This window comes from Streptococcus cristatus, from assembly GCF_003944225.1.
Taxonomy (GTDB): Bacteria; Bacillota; Bacilli; order Lactobacillales; family Streptococcaceae; genus Streptococcus; species Streptococcus cristatus_K.
Genome location: NZ_RJPN01000001.1, coordinates 71,546 through 88,810, shown reverse-complemented (window position 1 = coordinate 88,810; position 17,265 = coordinate 71,546). Strand labels below are relative to the sequence as shown.

Genomic DNA, 17,265 nt, shown 5'->3' with positions numbered 1-17,265 from the left:
CATGACCTTTAAAAAAATTCTGATCGGTATGCAAGATGGTTTGAGAACAGGTAGCTTGGTCTTTCTGCTGGTAAGCCTTATTTCAGGAAAAACAAGTCTCTTGACTCCGCGTTCAATTCTCAATGTCCTCCTTGTCAGTGCCTTAATTGGAGTAGCAAGCTATATCTTTGACGCGACAGACCGCTTTCCATTTCCTTTCCTACTTTTCTGCCACTTTGTAGTGACAGCGACCATCGTTAGTCTAGCTATGATCTGCAATGGCTGGGGGACCATGCTCTTTGGTTGGCCCTTCTGGCTAAGTTTTGTTTTGATCTACCTCTTGGTTTGGTTTCTTGTCACTATTGATTCGATGATTAAAACCAAGAAAATCAACGAGGCCTTGAAAAATCGTAGAAAACACTAATGTATCCAAGACGCAAGCAAGTTTTTTCGAGAACTTGTTTGTTTTTTTATTTAACAAAGGAGCTATTGTTTCAAACTGCTGTCTTCCTTTCAAAGTACGATTTCCGATTTTCTTGACAAAGATTTTTAAAGTGTTATAATTTGAATGAATATAAAATTTAATTCATTCATAAAAGGAGAAGATCATGGACAAAAAAGCTGAATTATTGGCTGAGGCTAGGCAGGTGTTTGCTGAGAAAGGCTATAAAAAGACGAATATTTCAGATATTACCAAGCGTGCTGGCATGGCTGTTGGTTCCTTTTATAAGTATTATGAGTCCAAGGAAGCTATTTTTTTAGAGGTCTATGTAGCGGAGAATAATCGCATACGTGAGGAAACCATGCAGCGCGTGGATTGGCAGGGTGAGCCAGAGGCAGTCGTTGAGCAGCTTTTTGCAGTCACTTTTGAATTGATTTCGCCTAATAAAATTTTGGCTGAGTGGAGCAAGCCGGGCATTTCTCAGATCTTGCACGACTACTATAATCAGGATGCTGGCCGCGCGGCCAATGCCTTTCACCAGTTTCTGATTCGGACTTTCAGCCAGCGTTTGCAGGAGAAGGGCTTTTCACAAGAGGAAGTCGCCCAAATCATGAAGGCTTACGATCTGATCTACTACATTGACATGCATGTGACAGAGCAGGATTTTCCAGGTTATTTTGAGAGTATCGAGACTTTGGTGAAATATTTTTTAAAGGGAGTTTTTTCTAAATAAGAATTTCCTTTTCTTGGAAGATGATGTGAATGAATTTATAAGAATATTCATTCAGATAAGGAGGTGGATTTGTGTGATATAGAGCGATAGATTAATTAAATTAGAGACAATGCTTGAATGAATAGCATATAACATTCATTCAAATAGAAAGTGAGGAAAATGATGATGAAACAAGGTGGAAATCTATTGAGTGGAAGGACTATTTTGGGAGTTTGCCTAGTTGCGATTGGTTTTTTGACCCTTGGTTATGGCGTGGTGGAATTTGGCTTTGACCTAAGTTTGGGCTTTCAGTCTTTTCTGATTGGTGGTCTCCTTTGTATCTTGGTTGGATTGCTTGTGATGCCAGGTGTAGCAGTAGCTGTCAAGCTGGTGGTCTTGGCCTTGACGACGATCAGTATCTTGCTCTATATTCACAGTATGCCTGATTTAGCATTTCTCTTACAACTAATATCGGATGTGGCTGTTGTAGGCTTTGCTGCTTTTTGGGCAGTGCTTTTATTGAGAAAGTAGGTAGAGGAAATGATCATAGTTTATGATTCAGTAACGGGCATTGGGAAGCAATTTGCAGAATCGCTGGGCTATCCGACACAAACTATCAAGGAAAAGTTGGAAGAACCTTGTATTCTGATTACGCGAAATGCTGGGGCTGGGAAAATTCCCTGGTCCACTAAGCGCTTTATTAAGAAACATTCAAGCTTGATTAAGGGTTTTGTCAATAATGGAGATTCGGTGAAGCATGGACGGACCTTCTGCGGGGCGACACCTTTGATTATCGAAAAATATGGGCTGGCGCATATCTGCGATATTGACCGAGGTGGCAAGGAAGAAGACATCAAACTTGTACAGAAATACCTAGCTAAACTCTAAGAGCGGATGATTTATATGATAAATATATGGGAAAAGGATGGGTGATAATCACTCATCTTTTTTTAAAATGACAAAAATGTAAGTTTAAATCCTAAAATGAAAGGTTATTCGATGGTAGCGGGACGGGGAATTTTATATCATATAGGTGTAAGGAAAAACAAATCACAAATAATATCCAAATAAAAGGAGGCCCACTATGAAAACAAATCTCTTCAACCATAAACAAAAAACACAAATGGCGCAAAAGATTTCCAAAGAAGAAATCGAAAAAACTAGACTGGGCTGTGCATCAAGCCAGTATTATTTCTGGCTACAGTATAGTCATTAAGAAGCAGATGCAGTGAAGGGGCTGGAGAGTGGGACAGAAATCGGTCATTCGTTAGAATTCGATTTCGTCGTCCCACCTCCGCACAGTTGAGTAGGGCTGTAAAAGCTGATGAAATCAGCGTAGTAGAGCCCGCTCAACCACTGCGTCTTGCTCGACAATCCAAAGACAATTGAGAGGCTAGGACTTTTTTCCCAGTCCCACCACCTTTTTTCCCAAATGGAACTGAAAGTTTAGAGAGGTAAATTTGCAAAGCAAGCCAATCATACAGCCTGCTCTCTCTAATGAACATCAGGTTTTTCCATAACGGGAAGACCGCTAAGTGACAAAAATGTAAGATTAGAGTCCAAAATGAAAGATTAGCTTATGGAAACTTATCGGGCTTTTCGGTATGATAATAGTATCGTTTTTATTTCGCTTTCAGTAGGGAGCAGCAGCTCAGGCAACAGTAGAGCAGAGCTAGCTAATAAAGCATTGAAAGCTAAGCTAAATAACCATTTTACATATAAATAAAAAAAGAGGTTCAAGTAATGACATTATTAGATGTACAACATGTGAAAAAGATTTATAAAACTCGCTTTCAGGGCAGCCAAGTTGAGGCACTGAAGGACATTCACTTTACGATAGAAAAAGGCGAATATGTGGCCATCATGGGTGAGTCAGGCTCTGGGAAGTCCACCCTGCTCAATATCCTAGCCATGTTGGACAAGCCGACTGAAGGCCGTGTCTTTCTCAACGGAACTGACACGGCAACCATCAAAAACAGTCAGGCTTCCAGCTTCCGCCGGGAGAAATTAGGCTTTGTCTTTCAAGATTTCAACTTGCTGGATACTCTGTCGGTCAAGGATAATATCCTGCTGCCACTAGTGCTCTCTCGTCGTCCTATTACCGAGATGATGCAAAAGCTGGTCACCACCTGCAATGAGTTGGGGATTAACAAACTCCAAGAAAAGTTTCCTTATGAAATTTCTGGTGGTCAGAAGCAACGGGTGGCAGTTGCCCGCGCTATCATTACTGAGCCTGAGATTTTGCTGGCAGATGAGCCGACGGGAGCCTTGGATTCTAAGTCCTCGGCAGCTCTATTGGATGTCTTTGACGACATCAATGACCGCGGCCAGACCATTCTCATGGTGACTCACTCGACTTCGGCAGCTAGTCGGGCCAAGCGGGTGCTCTTTATCAAGGACGGGATTTTATATAATCAAATCTTCCGTGGCAACAAGACCGAGCGGCAGATGTTCCAAGAGATTTCCGATACTCTGACGGTCATGGCAAGTGAGGTGGAAGCTCATGCTTAGATTAACTAGTAAGCTTGCGCTTTCTAACTTAATCAAGAATCGTAAGCTTTATTATCCTTTCGCTCTGGCGACCTGTCTGGCTATCGCCATCTCCTACATCTTTTTCTCTCTGACCTTTAATCCTAATTTAGTAAAAATGACGGGGGCAAGCGCCGTTTCTATGGTGCTATCTTTTGGGATGGTGATTGTCAGCATCACGACCAGCATTATCGTCTTTTATGCTAATAGCTTTGTTTTCAAGAATCGCTCCAAAGAGCTGGGCCTCTACAGTGTGCTAGGGCTCAATAAATTCCACCTCTTTGTCATGGTGGTAATTGAATTACTGGTATTTGGTCTGGTCACTCTTATCCTTGGACTAGGGATTGGACTCTTATTTGACCAGTTGATCTATGCTCTCTTGCTGAAAATCATGGCGATAAAGGTCGTCTTGGTGTCAACTTTTCAGCCTGCTGTCGTTATCGCGGTTGCTGTTTTCTATGCCTTTGTCTTTTTCTGCTTGATGATTAGCAATGGTCTGCGTCTGAGAAAGCTTGATGCGTTGCAATTGGTCAAAGAAAAGAATAGCGGAGAAAAGAAAAGTCGCTTTTTATTCCTGCAGACACTACTTGGGCTTGCAGCCTTGGCTTATGGTTACTTTCTTGCACTAGGAGTGACCAATCCTCTATCAGCAATTTTTACATTCTTTGTCGCAGTGCTCTTTGTGATTCTAGGCACCTATCTGCTCTTTAATGCTGGAATTACAGTCTTTCTGCAATTTTTGAAAAAGAGGAAGTCCTATTATTACCAACCTAATAACATGATTTCCGTTTCCAACCTGATTTTCCGCATGAAGAAAAATGCAGTGGGCTTGGCAACAATTGCTATCCTATCAACCATGGTTTTGGTAACCTTATCTGGCGGAGCTAATATCTATGCCGGTGGTGACTACATGCAAAAGGCTATGTTTCCTCATGATTTTAGCATTCAAGGAAAAGGAACCACAGGTGAGCAGATGGACCAAGTGCTGACAGAGTTTGTGAATGAGCAGCAGTTACCGGTCACAAAGAAAGGTGTCTATCCATACTATACGATGGGAGTGACAAGTCGTGCTGGCAACCAGCTCGATATCAATGCTGCCGCTCAAAAATTCGTCACACCGAAAACGTATATTCTGGCTATTTCAGAAGCGGACTATCAAAGTATGACGGGGAAAACTCTGAATCTTGGGGATGATGAAGTGGCTCTCTATCAGCAAGGAGTGAAGTTAGATTCCAAGCAAGACTTGCAGCTGGCTGGTCAGACCTTTAAAATAAAAGAAGAACTCAAAGAAGACTTTATCTTTGGTCATTTACCCGATCAGATGAACATGATCGTCCCAGAGAAAATCTACATGGTTCTTAAAAATCCTGACCAAATCTTCTCTACAATGACAGATAAATATGCTGTAAACCTTAATTATTATGGCTGGCTTGATACAAAGCTGTCAACGGAAGAACAGCGTAATCTGAGGGATGCTTACCAAGAAAAATTGCAGCAGTTTAATCAGACCTTGCCTGAAAATCAAGCAGTCTATGGTTCGGTAACAGCTTTTGATAAGCAAGAAATCAAAGGCATGCTGGGCGGTATGTTCTTCATCGGTATCTTCCTATCAATCGTCTTTATGCTGGGAACCATCCTCATCATCTACTACAAGCAGATTTCAGAAGGGTACGAGGATCGGGATCGCTTTGTGATTCTACAAAAGGTCGGTCTGGATGAGAAGCAAATCAGACAAACCATTCGGAAACAGATCTTGATTGTTTTTTTCCTACCACTGGCTTTCGCCTTTATCCATCTGACTTTTGCCTATCATATGCTGAGCTTGATCTTGTCTGCTCTTGGTGTTCTTAACTCAGCTCTCATGCTGGCTGTGACACTGGGTGTCTGTGCAATCTTCTTTATCAGCTATGTGATTGTCTTCATGATTACTTCTCGCAGTTATCGTAAAATTGTCTCTATGTAAGAAGTTGGGATTTCCCAGCTTCTTATTTTGCATTTCTTTGCCAAACGATAAAGTGGCATTTTAAAAGAGACTTTGGTAAATCCAATAATCTATGATATAATAAACCATCTATGCTTTGGAGGGAGATTTTATGAATATTTTTCGAAAAAAAGATGCCAGTAAAAACAGGACGGGAATGCGGCGGCACCTGAAACTGATGGATTTGATTCTTTTAGGGATCGGTGCCATGGTTGGTACAGGGATTTTCACGGTTACAGGAATTGGGGCGGCGACTTATGCTGGTCCAGCTCTGATTGTGTCGATCGTGATTTCTGCCCTGTGTGTCAGCATCTCTGCCCTATTTTATGCGGAGTTTGCCTCTCGAGTTCCGGCTAATGGCGGAGCTTACAGCTATATTTACGCTGTTTTAGGGGAATTTCCGGCTTGGCTGGCTGGTTGGCTGACCATCATGGAATTTATGACAGCTATATCAGGTGTAGCTTCTGGCTGGGGTTCTTACTTGAAAGGGCTTTTGAGCGGCTTTCATATCCAGCTACCGACAGCCTTGAATGGCACATTCAATCCAAAAGCAGGGACTTATGTAGATTTGTTGCCTATTCTGGTTTTGGTCTTTGTGACAGGCGTGGTACTTCTAAACTCAAAAGCAGCCCTGCGCTTTAATTCAGCCTTGGTCGTCCTCAAATTCTCAGCCTTGGCTCTCTTTATTCTCGTTGGGCTTTTCCATCTTCGACCTGAGAATTGGTCTAACTTTGCACCTTTCGGTTTTGGTCAGATCTATGGCGGTCAGACGGGGATTATGGCTGGAGCTTCTCTGATGTTCTTTGCTTTTCTGGGCTTTGAGTCGATTTCTATGTCTGTGGATGAGATCAAAGAGCCGCAAAAAAATGTGCCACGCGGCATTGTTCTTTCCCTTGGGATTGTAACCATCCTCTATATATTGGTAACCTTAGTCTTGACGGGGTTGGTACACTATACCAAGCTGAATGTTCCAGATGCAGTAGCCTTTTCACTTCGCAGTATTGGACTAGATTGGGCTGCCAATTATGTTTCTATCGTAGCGATTTTGACCCTGATCACTGTCTGCATCTCCATGACTTATGCCTTGTCTCGGATGATTTACAGTATAGCGCGTGATGGACTTTTACCACGGTCTTTCAAGGAATTAACTGCTACTAGCCGCGTGCCTCAAAATGCTACCATCTTAGTGGGGATTGCCTCAGCTATTTGTGCGGGTATCTTTCCTCTTGCTAGCATCGCCTCTTTCCTCAATATCTGTACCTTGACTTATCTGATTATGCTGGCCTTTGCCATTTTGAAGTTGCGCAAGGAAAAGGGGCAGCCCAAGGCAGGAGAGTTTAAAACTCCGCTGGTGCCTCTAACTCCGATTTTGTCCATTGTCATCTGCCTTTCCTTTATGACTCAGTACACCTGGGACACTTGGTTGGCCTTTGGCATTGCCCTGCTTTTGGGAATTTTGATTTACTTTAGCTACGGCTATCGTCATTCGGAAATAGAAGTGAAAGAAAAGTAGTGTAAAGAGTTGTTTTAAACAGAAAGTAGAAGGAGAAAAGAATGAAGAATGTTAAGCTAACGAAAAAGAAGAAAGTTTGGCTGATTGCGCTTGCTTTGCTTGCCCTTATCTTACTAGCCATTGTGATCAATATTCAGATGAATCAACCCGAACATATGGGCGCTGACTATGTTGGCCTTTGGAAGTCAAGATGGCATGAGGAAAATAAAGACTGGCTATATCCTCTGAAAAATATCTGTCTTGTCATTTTAGCGGTTCTAGCTGGTTCTGGTCTCATGATTGCGCTTTCCAAGAGTGAAAGATGGAAATAAGCTTTTGTAGATTAAAATAAAATAATCTTACAAAAATGTAAGATTGACGATGATAAATGTAAGGTAGAGACATGGAAAACGTGTCTCTATTTTGCTATAATCAGCTCAGGAATCCTCACAAGAAAGGTTGTGCAATTATGAAAAAAGTTCTTTTAGGTTGCTTGGGAACAGTACTGGTTTTGCTTGCTCTTTTAATAGGTTTTCTAGTCTACTTTGGTCCAGACTATGGAATTTTTCTTTTTCCACCTAGTCCGCAGGACTACGCTCGCTCGGTTGTGAAAAAGCTTGATTTTGGTCTTTATACGGATAAAGATTGGGAAAATGAGAAAAAGAAAGCTTTAGAGAAGCTTGAATCAGCCAAGACTTATCAAGACACCTATCCTGTCTTGGAAAAATTAACCAAAGAAGCTGGCGGGAAGCATTCTTATTTTTTAAGCCCACAGGATAATCCTGAAAACAGTCCAGAAAGCAAAAATCAGCCTGAAGTGCAGAATCGGGAGGGTATTCTCTATGTAAAAGTTCCTGCTTTCACTGGTGACGCACAGGCAGCGAAAGCTTATGCCAACAAGCTGTCAGCAGCTCTTAAAAAGGATGACTATCAGGCGGTTCTTGTGGATTTGAGAGACAATACTGGCGGGAATATGTATCCGATGATTGCTGGGCTGTCCTCTCTTTTGCCTGATGAAGACCTCTTCCAATTCGTTTATAAAAACGGAAGCAAGAGCGCGGTTTCGCGATTAGATGTCCTTAAGCAGCTTGGTCTGGAGCAGACTGATGAAAAAGCAAAGAAAGTGCCCATAGCTGTTCTTATCAATGGGAAGACAGGTAGCTCAGGAGAGATGACTGTTTTAGCTTTTAAGGGACTTGAAAATGTTAAAATATTTGGTCAGCCAACGGCAAGCTATACTACGGGAAATAATTATTATCAACTGTATGATGGAGCGGTTTTGCTCTTGACCACCTCGAGTATCTTAGATCGCACGGGCAAGCTTTATGAGAATGAGGCAATCCAGCCCGATGTCCTAACAGACCAGCCTTTAGAAGAGGCGGAGCCTTGGTTGAAGGGACAGATGGGAGAATAGTTTATTGAAAGCAGTCAAAGAGACTGCTTTTCTGCTATAATAAAGAGAAGAACGAGGTGACAGATGATTCGTAAGATAAAACTAAGAGACGCTGCAGCTATTCAGCGGCTCAATGCTGAGTGCCTGGGCTATGACTTCGATAGGGAAGCGACGGAGGCTCAACTGAAAAAGTTACTAGAGAATGACCAGCATTTGATTTTGGTAGTTGAAGAAGACGGTCAGGTCATAGGATACGCTCATGCGGCTAGCTACGACTGTCTCTATTTCCCGTCCTTGCTCAATCTCTTGGCTTTAGCAGTCGCTCAGGATTTTCAAGGGCAGGGACATGGCAGAGCGCTGATGCAGGCCTTGCGTGAGGAGGCAAAAGCCGCAGGCTACACAGGGATTCGGATTAATTCAGGTATTTCCCGCTCCGCAGCCCATGAATTTTACCGCAGCCTCGGCTGCAACGAAAAAGCAGACCAGAAACGATTTTATTGGGAATTTTAGAGAAAAGAGGAGAAGATGGAGATTGAACAATTAAGCCAGCAGCATGCTTTAGAAATTGCTAACGACTGGCATTACGAGACGCCTTATGACTTTTATGATATGGAAAATGATCTGGAGGATTATGAAGAAATAGTCTCCCAAGAAGCGCGTGGGGACCGTTATTATCAAGTCCTGAGAGAAGGGAAACTCTATGGATTTTTCTGCTTAGAGCAGAAAGGAGATCGAACTTTGGAGCTTGGTTTGGGGATGAAGCCAGAGAACTGCGGAAAAGGCCAGGGCGCGGGATTTCTGCAGGAAATTCTGGACTTTATCATGGATAATTTTGCGCCCCAAGTCATAAGCCTATCCGTGGCTGACTTCAATCACCGAGCCCAGCAGCTTTATCTCAACATGGGCTTTGAAGTGGTGAGACGCATTCCGCAGGAAAGCAATGGCGATATTCATCTCTTTGTGGAAATGGAGAAGAAAGTCTAAAATACCTATGACTGCTAATAGCAAATTTTGATAAGAGTATTAATAAACAAAAGGAGAAAACCATGACATTTGAAGAAATTTTACCAGGCCTTAAGGCCAAGAAAAAATATGTGAGGACAGGCTGGGGCGGAGCGGAAAACTATGTCCAGCTCTTTGATACGATTGAGCAAAATGGGGTAGCTCTCGAGGTGACACCTTATTTCCTCATCAATGTTTCAGGCGAAGGGGAGGGTTTCTCCATGTGGAGTCCAACTCCTTGTGATGTCCTCGCGACAGATTGGGTGGAAGTGGATGACTAAGACAGTACTGGTGACGGGAGCTAGCTCTGGCATCGGCCGAGCTCAGGCTATGACCTTTTTAGAAAATGGCTACCGCGTTTATGGAGTAGATAAGGGTGAAAATCCTGGCTTTCTAAATGAATTACGTTTTTTTAAAATGGATTTGACAGATGATTTGACACCACTTTTCACTAGCTTGCCTGAAGTGGACATTCTCTGTAATACGGCCGGTATTTTGGACGATTATCGTCCCTTGCACGAGACAAGTGACGAGGATTGGGAGCGGATTTTTGCGCTGAATCTGACCGCAACCATGAAAATCACTCGTTTTTACCTTCAGAAAATGCTGGAGAAAAAGTCTGGTATCATCATTAATATGTGCTCGATTGCTAGTTTTTTGGCTGGCGGAGGCGGTGCAGCCTATACAGCCTCTAAGCATGCTCTAGCTGGTTTGACTAAGCAGATAGCCTTGGACTATGCGGATCAAAATATCCAAGTTTTTGGCCTGGCGCCAGGCGCTGTCAAGACAGCTATGACTGCTGCAGATTTTGAGCCAGGCGGACTGGCAGACTGGGTTGCTGAGGAAACGCCGATCAAGCGCTGGCTGGACCCTCAAGAAGTAGCTGATGTCAGTCTCTTTTTGGCAAGCGGTAAGGCAGCTGCTATGCAAGGTGAGATTATCAAAATCGACGGCGGCTGGAGTTTGAAGTAAGTGAATGAAGGATGCGAACAATGAAAAAAGCTAAGAACCTTTTCCAAATCTGGACCAAAAATATGGTAATTTACGGTTTGGATGCTGGTCTAGGGCAGTTCTTTATGAATGCTCCTGAGACATCCTGTCTTTACCAACTAGGGAACTTTCTTTTTCCAGCTGGTCAGGTGGATCCGGATTTGTGGCAGGACTATAGCACAAAATACAGCTTGGCTGACAAGGTCATTATCTCTGAGGAGCCCAGTTGGCAAGAGTTTCTGGATAGTCAGAGTGAGTTGCAACGGTTTACTCGCTACGCTTTTGCTGACAGGGCAGACTTTGACACAGAGGCCTTGGAGAAATGTCAGAGCAGTCTACCAGTAAACTACCACCTTTGTCCGATTGTTGAGGAGAGTTATGAGCGTTTGGCTGAGGAAGTCTGGTCTCAGGATTTGCGGGGTGATTTTTCTGATTTTGACCATTTTAAAGCGTCGGGTGGCTTTGGTTTTTTACTCTATTCAGATAAGGAAATCATCGCTGCTGTATCGACAGGATTGGTCTATCATGGAGCTCTTGAGATTGAAATTGCTACCAAGCCAGCCTACCAAAGGCAGGGCTTGGCCAAAATCTTGGGAGCCCGGATGATTTTAGAAGCTCAAAAACGCTCACTCTTTCCACTATGGGATGCGCACAACGAAGCTTCCAAGAAGGTTGCAGAAAGCTTGGACTATCAATGTCTAGGAGCTTATCTGGCCTATGAATGGAAAGGGACTTTTGACCAATGAAGAAAACTAAACCTATTTCTTAAAATATATCATGGAGGCTGTAAAATCGGAAGAGCTAGAGGATGATTTCTGTTTGTATGCTAAGGAAAATGAAGAACTGAATTTTCAGGACTGCTACTTGCTTGCAGATTATCATCAAGTGGTGGATAATAGGGATGTTTATCCTAGACAAGTAAGGGAGTTAGAGCTAGATAGAGCCTCTTCATAAGAACAGCATACAATGCCTTATTCTGTCTGTTATAATGATTCTACGAACTATGAGTCTGTCTTTTTGCATAAATTTTCTAGAGTAAATGTTTATATAAAATGAAAAAATCTAGCAGAATTGCTTGAATTGTGATACAATAAAGCGATTTGTGAAAGGAAATGATTGAATGAGTGAAACTGAGTTGAAAAACAACGAAAAAACAGAAAAGAACGGGATGAAACGTGGCTTACAAAATCGGCATGTTCAGATTATAGCCATTGCTGGAACCATTGGTACGGGTCTTTTCTTGGGGGCGGGTCGCTCGATTAGTTTGACGGGTCCATCCATTATCTTGATTTACATGCTGACGGGCCTTTTCATGTATCTGATGATGCGGGCGATTGGGGAAATGCTTTACTACGACCCTGACCAGCATACCTTTATCAACTTTATTACCAAATATTTGGGAACTGGCTGGGGGTATTTTTCTGGTTGGTCCTACTGGATTTCTCTGATTTTTATCGGAATGGCTGAGATTACGGCTGTTGCCCAGTATGTGCAGTACTGGTTTCCTGACTGGCCAGCTTGGATGATTCAGCTTGTCTTTCTAGCCCTTCTTAGCTTGGTCAATCTGATAGCGGTTCGAGTCTTTGGCGAGGTCGAATTTTGGTTTGCTATGATAAAGATTGTAGCTATTATTGCTTTGATTGCAACGGCTGTTTTTATGGTATTGACAGGCTTTAAAACGCCTCACGGAGTAGCTAGTCTTGGGAATATTGGTCGAGGTTTTCAGCTTTTCCCTAATGGCTTTGTAAGTTTTGTCATGGCTTTCCAGATGGTCTTCTTTGCCTATCAGGCTATTGAATTTATCGGGATTACCACTTCTGAAACGGCTAATCCACGAGCGGTCTTGCCAAAGGCCATCAAAGAAATTCCTTTGCGGATTGTCTTGTTTTACGGGGGGTCTCTCCTTGCCATTATGGCCATCATTCCTTGGGAAAAACTAGCAACGGCTGACTCTCCCTTTGTTATCGTTTTTAAGTTAGCGGGTCTCAAATGGGCGGCAGCCTTGATTAACTTCGTGGTTCTGACCTCAGCGGCCTCCGCACTGAACTCGACCCTCTACTCAACAGGCCGCCATTTGTATCAGATTGCCCACGATACGCCCAATCCTTTTCTTGAGAAAATAGGAGCTGGGAAGCTATCTCGGCAAAATGTTCCGCAGAATGCGATTTTGGCTTCGGCGGCTACCATTGCCTTTGCGGCCTTTATCAAGATTCTTCCGGGAGTATCAGACTCCTTTGCTCTGATTACGGCCTCCTCATCTGGTGTCTACATCGCTATCTATGGTCTGACTATGCTGGCCCACCTCAAATATCGTAAGTCACCAGATTTTATGGCAGATGGTTATCTCATGCCAGCTTACAAGTTTCTCAATCCTTTGACCATGCTCTTCTTTGCCTTTGTCTTTGTCACTCTTTTCTTACAAGAGTCAACGGTGGTGGGAGCGATCGGTTCAGCTGTTTGGATCGTCGTCTTTGGTCTTTACAGCCAATTCAAATTCCGAAAATAATCCCTTTTTAGGAAAAATGTATTTTCTCTCAGTCCAGCTGGCTGAGAGATTTTGTTTTTAGTTGTTTCATTGGCTGTTTGGGGTATAGGTATTTGGCTGAGAAAATGATATAATGAAGAAAGAAATAATGTAAAATGAGGCTGAAATGTTAAATATTCAAGAAATTAAGAAGAATGCTGGCGGCTTGCAGTTTGATCAAGAGTTTGATTTGGCGCAAGAGCTACAAGAGCGTAATCGTGAAGTGCTAGATATCCAGAACATCGTGGCTAGAGGTCAGGCTCAGTATGAAAATGGGCTATATTTTTTGGATTACACCTTGACCTACAAGATTACCCTGGCTTCTAGTCGCAGTATGGCTCCGGTTGATAGGGAGGAAGCCTACACGGTTCATGAAGTCTTTGCTTCTGTCGAAGATGGCTCTGTGCAAAAGGATTTGCTGGAAGATGATTTGGTTCTACCATTTGAGGGAGATACGATTGATTTGGCAGCCAGTGTGGCGGACAATATTTTGCTTCATATTCCGTTAAAAGTTTTGACTCCTGAAGAGGAAGCTGGTGCGAGTATGCCTACGGGAAATGACTGGCAGGTGCTGACGGAGGAAGACTACCAAAAGCAGCAAATGGAGAAGAAAGAAGCCAACAGTCCTTTCGCCAGTCTTCAAGGCTTATTTGATGAATAAAAGCGTCTAAAATCTAGCAGAATTCTGGAGGATTATCAAGGAAATCTCTTTGAATCTTCTTGAAATATGAGCGCAATTTTGTTACACTAGATAGAAAGACTGTGAAGGAGATATGATGACAGAACGAGGCTTGTTAATTGTCTTTTCTGGCCCCTCAGGCGTTGGAAAAGGGACAGTAAGACGGGAAATTTTTGAGAGTACGGACAATCAGTTTCAGTATTCTGTATCTATGACGACTCGTCCGCAGCGTCCTGGAGAAGTTGATGGTGTTGATTATTTCTTTCGCACTCGTGAAGAGTTTGAGGAGTTGATCCGTCAAGGGCAGATGCTCGAGTATGCAGAGTATGTCGGCAATTATTATGGGACTCCACTCACTTATGTCAATGAGACCTTGGATAAGGGTATAGATGTTTTCTTGGAAATCGAAGTTCAAGGAGCACTCCAAGTCAAGAAAAAAGTGCCCGATGCTGTGTTTATCTTTCTGACTCCGCCAGACTTGGAAGAGCTGAAAGACCGTTTGGTTGGTCGTGGTACAGACAGCGCAGATGTTATTGCTCAGCGGATTGAGAAAGCAAAAGAAGAAATTGCCTTGATGCGAGAGTATGACTACGCTATTGTCAATGACCAAGTGCCTTTGGCAGCTGAACGTGTGAAACGTGTGATTGAAGCCGAGCATTTTCGTGTGGACCGTGTCATCGGTCACTACCAAGACATGCTTCCTAAAGATGAAGCAGTCGTCCGTTAATAAAGTTAGAAATTAGGTAAATAGTTATGATGTTAAAACCGTCTATTGATACCTTGTTGGACAAGGTACCGTCAAAATATTCTTTGGTTATCTTAGAAGCTAAGCGTGCCCATGAGCTAGAAGCTGGCGCTAAGCCAACTCAAGATTTTAAATCAGTAAAATCAACGCTACGTGCTTTAGAAGAAATTGAATCTGGTAATGTTGTGATTCACCCAGATCCAGAAGGAAAACGTGAAGCAGTTCGCCGACGTGCGGAAGAAGAACGCCTGCGCAAAGAAGAAGAAGAGCGCAAGATCAAAGAACAAATTGCCAAAGAAAAAGAAGAGGGTGAGAAAATTTAAGGTTGGGGTTACTCAATCTTATTTTTCGTTTAGGGAAAGCGGGGTGAGAGTGTGAAAGTTGCCAAGGTTATTGTCGATGTTCCTCTGATGCAGACGGATAAACCATACAGCTATGCGGTTCCAGAGGAGTTTTCTGGGATGCTAGAAGCTGGGATGCGGGTGCATGTGCCTTTTGGCAAGGGCGGTCGGTTGATTCAGGGGCTGATTGTTGGCTTGTCTGATGAGAAAGCTGAAGATTTGGCGGGGCATATCGGAGAATTGAAAGATATTGCTGAAGTTCTTGACTTTAGGCCGGTTCTAAATGCGGAGCAGCTCTGGCTAGCTGACCAATTGCGCCAGTCTGTCTTTTCCTATAAAATTTCCATCCTGAAGGCCATGTTGCCGAGTCTTCTTAATTCCAGCTATGACAAGTTGCTTTATCCAACGGAGCAGCTTTCTTCTGAGGAGCGGCAGGCCATTTTTGGTCAGGAAGCTAGTCTTCGTTTTTCTGATTTGGACAAGAAAAGTCAGTCCAAGCTCATGCGGTTGACTCAGGCTGGTAAGATTCGCTTGGAATACCAAGCGACGGACCGTAAGCATATCAAGACTGAAACTTGGTATCATGTGAACAGAGAGAAATTGACTCAGTTCCTGCCTTCTGCCCGAGCGAAAAAGCAGCAGGAACTTCAGATATTTCTGCTGGAAAATCCGCAATCAGGTCTTCTCAAAGACTTACGAAAACTCTTTTCACCTGCAGTCGTCAATATTTTCTTAGAAAAGGAGCTTCTTCATACAGAGGAGAGAGAGGTCAGCCGGTCTGCAGCGCATTTCCAAAAGGAGCGACAGGATAAAAAACTGCTTCTCAATGAGGAGCAGGCAGCCGCAGTCGCTGCGATTTGTGAAAAAATTGGTCAAGCTGACGCTCAACCCGTTTTGCTAGAAGGAGTGACGGGGAGTGGCAAGACTGAGGTTTATCTCAAGGTGATTGAGGAGGCTCTAGGTCAAGGAAAGACAGCGATTATGTTGGTGCCGGAGATTTCTCTGACTCCTCAGGTGACCGATCGCTTTATTTCGCGCTTTGGTGACAAGGTGGCTATTTTACATTCAGGTCTATCTGACGGTGAGAAGTACGATGAATGGCGCAAGGTGGAGCGGGGAGAAGCTCAGGTCGTTGTTGGTGCGCGCTCAGCCATCTTTGCTCCGCTGACAAATATCGGAGCTATCATCATTGATGAGGAGCATGAGTCCTCCTACAAGCAGGATTCCAATCCTCGCTACCATGCCAGAGAGGTGGCTCTTCTGAGAGCTCGTTACAATCAAGCTGTCTTGGTGCTGGGTTCGGCGACTCCGAGTTTGGAAAGCAGGGCCAGAGCCAGCCGTGGCGTCTATGACTTTTTGCAGTTGACTAAGCGGGCCAATCCGCTGGCACAGATTCCTCAGGTTCAAGTGGTGGACTTCCGAGATTATATCGGGCAAAATGAAGCTAGTAATTTCACTCCAGTCCTACTAGAAGCTATTCAGGATCGTCTAAATAAAGGCGAGCAGACGGTTCTCATGCTCAACAGGCGAGGCTATTCCAGCTTTGTCATGTGTCGGGAATGCGGCACGGTGGACACCTGCCCCAACTGTGATATTTCCCTGACCCTGCATATGGATACCAAGACCATGAACTGCCACTACTGTGGATTTACCAAGGATATTCCGCAAGCCTGCCCTAATTGTGCCAGTCGCAGTATCCGCTACTATGGTACGGGAACGCAGAAGGCCTATGATGAGCTGGCGACCCTCTTTCCAGAGGCTCGCATTCTGCGGATGGATGTGGATACGACCCGTAAGAAAGGCAGTCATGAAGAAATCCTAGAGGCTTTTGGTCAGGGACAGGCAGACATTCTGCTGGGAACTCAGATGATTGCCAAGGGCTTGGATTTTCCTAATGTGACCCTGGTCGGTGTGCTCAATGCGGATACGGCTTTGAATCTGCCAGATTTTCGCTCTTCAGAACGAACCTTTCAGCTGCTGACTCAGGTAGCAGGTCGGGCAGGTCGGGCTGAAAAAGCTGGGCAAGTCTTTATCCAGTCTTACAACCCGCATCACTATGCCATTGACTTTGCCAGAAAGCAGGATTACGAAGGCTTTTACGCTTATGAAATGGGAATTCGTCGGCAGTTGGGCTATCCTCCTTATTACTATACAGTCGGGCTGACCCTATCCCACAAAGATGAGGAAACGGTAGTCAAGAAATCTTATCAGGTCATGGATATTCTACGGAGTGGCTTATCGGACAAGGTGCAAATTTTGGGCCCCACACCCAAGCCCATTGCCCGAACCCACAATCTCTACCACTATCAGATTTTACTGAAGTATCGCTTTGAGGATGACCTGCAAGCCACACTCAATCGGGTCTTGGAACTAACGCAGCAAGCGGAAAACAAGGACCTGAGACTCAGTATTGATAATGAACCCCAGAATTTTATCTGATGGCGAAAGTGAGCGAG

General features: G+C 43.8%; 20 protein-coding genes and 1 pseudogene. All 21 read left to right on the top strand.

What is annotated here, in order from left to right; translation table 11 throughout:
• The first annotated feature begins 1 nt into the window (after nt 1).
• The 21 genes and pseudogenes from D8797_RS00495 to D8797_RS00395 all read left to right on the top strand — a co-directional run bounded on the left by D8797_RS00495 (nt 2) and on the right by D8797_RS00395 (nt 17,248).
• On the top strand, nt 2-403 hold the full coding sequence (locus D8797_RS00495; protein ID WP_125378865.1) for a DUF3021 domain-containing protein: 402 nt from the start codon (nt 2-4) through the stop codon (nt 401-403).
• Between the two features lie 184 nt (nt 404-587).
• On the top strand, nt 588-1,154 hold the full coding sequence (locus D8797_RS00490; protein WP_125378864.1) for a TetR/AcrR family transcriptional regulator: 567 nt from the start codon (nt 588-590) through the stop codon (nt 1,152-1,154).
• A gap of 162 nt (nt 1,155-1,316) precedes the next feature.
• Complete coding sequence (locus D8797_RS00485) at nt 1,317-1,664, top strand: hypothetical protein (RefSeq protein WP_185780830.1); 348 nt, start codon at nt 1,317-1,319, stop codon at nt 1,662-1,664.
• A 9-nt stretch (nt 1,665-1,673) separates the two neighbouring features.
• Nucleotides 1,674-2,021: a class Ib ribonucleoside-diphosphate reductase assembly flavoprotein NrdI gene (locus D8797_RS00480; protein ID WP_125378863.1), complete on the top strand. Its 348-nt coding sequence runs from the start codon at nt 1,674-1,676 to the stop codon at nt 2,019-2,021.
• A 196-nt stretch (nt 2,022-2,217) separates the two neighbouring features.
• Entirely contained in the window at nt 2,218-2,349 is a 132-nt protein-coding gene (locus D8797_RS10320) for a hypothetical protein (protein ID WP_005590956.1), read from the top strand.
• 527 nt (nt 2,350-2,876) lie between these two features.
• Nucleotides 2,877-3,644: an ABC transporter ATP-binding protein gene (locus D8797_RS00470; RefSeq protein ID WP_125378862.1), complete on the top strand. Its 768-nt coding sequence runs from the start codon at nt 2,877-2,879 to the stop codon at nt 3,642-3,644.
• Nucleotides 3,637-5,625, top strand: a complete 1,989-nt coding sequence (locus D8797_RS00465; protein WP_125378861.1) for an ABC transporter permease — start codon at nt 3,637-3,639, stop codon at nt 5,623-5,625. Before D8797_RS00470 ends, D8797_RS00465 begins: the two co-directional genes overlap by 8 nt.
• Nucleotides 5,626-5,755: 130 nt before the next feature.
• Nucleotides 5,756-7,156, top strand: coding sequence for an amino acid permease (locus tag D8797_RS00460; protein ID WP_125378860.1), 1,401 nt, complete (start codon nt 5,756-5,758; stop codon nt 7,154-7,156).
• A gap of 41 nt (nt 7,157-7,197) precedes the next feature.
• Nucleotides 7,198-7,467, top strand: a complete 270-nt coding sequence (locus D8797_RS00455; protein WP_125378859.1) for a hypothetical protein — start codon at nt 7,198-7,200, stop codon at nt 7,465-7,467.
• 71 nt (nt 7,468-7,538) lie between these two features.
• Nucleotides 7,539-8,549 (top strand): S41 family peptidase, encoded by a 1,011-nt coding sequence (locus D8797_RS00450; protein ID WP_125378858.1) that lies wholly within the window; start codon nt 7,539-7,541, stop codon nt 8,547-8,549.
• Between the two features lie 63 nt (nt 8,550-8,612).
• Entirely contained in the window at nt 8,613-9,038 is a 426-nt protein-coding gene (locus tag D8797_RS00445; protein WP_125378857.1) for a GNAT family N-acetyltransferase, read from the top strand.
• A gap of 15 nt (nt 9,039-9,053) precedes the next feature.
• A complete protein-coding gene (locus D8797_RS00440; protein ID WP_125378856.1) occupies nt 9,054-9,512 on the top strand; it encodes a GNAT family N-acetyltransferase in 459 nt (152 codons plus the stop codon).
• 62 nt (nt 9,513-9,574) lie between these two features.
• Nucleotides 9,575-9,811 (top strand): DUF2829 domain-containing protein, encoded by a 237-nt coding sequence (locus tag D8797_RS00435; protein WP_002899859.1) that lies wholly within the window; start codon nt 9,575-9,577, stop codon nt 9,809-9,811.
• Complete coding sequence (locus D8797_RS00430; RefSeq protein ID WP_125378855.1) at nt 9,804-10,502, top strand: 3-oxoacyl-ACP reductase; 699 nt, start codon at nt 9,804-9,806, stop codon at nt 10,500-10,502. The genes D8797_RS00435 and D8797_RS00430 overlap by 8 nt, the downstream gene beginning before the upstream one ends.
• A gap of 20 nt (nt 10,503-10,522) precedes the next feature.
• Nucleotides 10,523-11,266: a GNAT family N-acetyltransferase gene (locus D8797_RS00425; protein WP_125378854.1), complete on the top strand. Its 744-nt coding sequence runs from the start codon at nt 10,523-10,525 to the stop codon at nt 11,264-11,266.
• 31 nt (nt 11,267-11,297) lie between these two features.
• Nucleotides 11,298-11,459, top strand: a pseudogene (locus D8797_RS10610) (DUF7716 domain-containing protein); the annotation flags it as partial.
• A gap of 181 nt (nt 11,460-11,640) precedes the next feature.
• Complete coding sequence (locus D8797_RS00415; RefSeq protein ID WP_185780814.1) at nt 11,641-13,026, top strand: amino acid permease; 1,386 nt, start codon at nt 11,641-11,643, stop codon at nt 13,024-13,026.
• 145 nt (nt 13,027-13,171) lie between these two features.
• Nucleotides 13,172-13,705 carry a DUF177 domain-containing protein gene (locus tag D8797_RS00410; RefSeq protein ID WP_125378853.1) on the top strand — a complete coding sequence of 178 codons (534 nt, stop codon included), beginning with the start codon at nt 13,172-13,174 and terminating at the stop codon, nt 13,703-13,705.
• Between the two features lie 112 nt (nt 13,706-13,817).
• A complete protein-coding gene (gene gmk / locus D8797_RS00405) occupies nt 13,818-14,450 on the top strand; it encodes a guanylate kinase (RefSeq protein ID WP_005590938.1) in 633 nt (210 codons plus the stop codon).
• 26 nt (nt 14,451-14,476) lie between these two features.
• Nucleotides 14,477-14,791: a DNA-directed RNA polymerase subunit omega gene (gene rpoZ / locus D8797_RS00400; RefSeq protein ID WP_005590937.1), complete on the top strand. Its 315-nt coding sequence runs from the start codon at nt 14,477-14,479 to the stop codon at nt 14,789-14,791.
• A gap of 51 nt (nt 14,792-14,842) precedes the next feature.
• Nucleotides 14,843-17,248: a primosomal protein N' gene (locus tag D8797_RS00395; protein WP_125378852.1), complete on the top strand. Its 2,406-nt coding sequence runs from the start codon at nt 14,843-14,845 to the stop codon at nt 17,246-17,248.
• Nucleotides 17,249-17,265 lie beyond the last annotated feature (17 nt).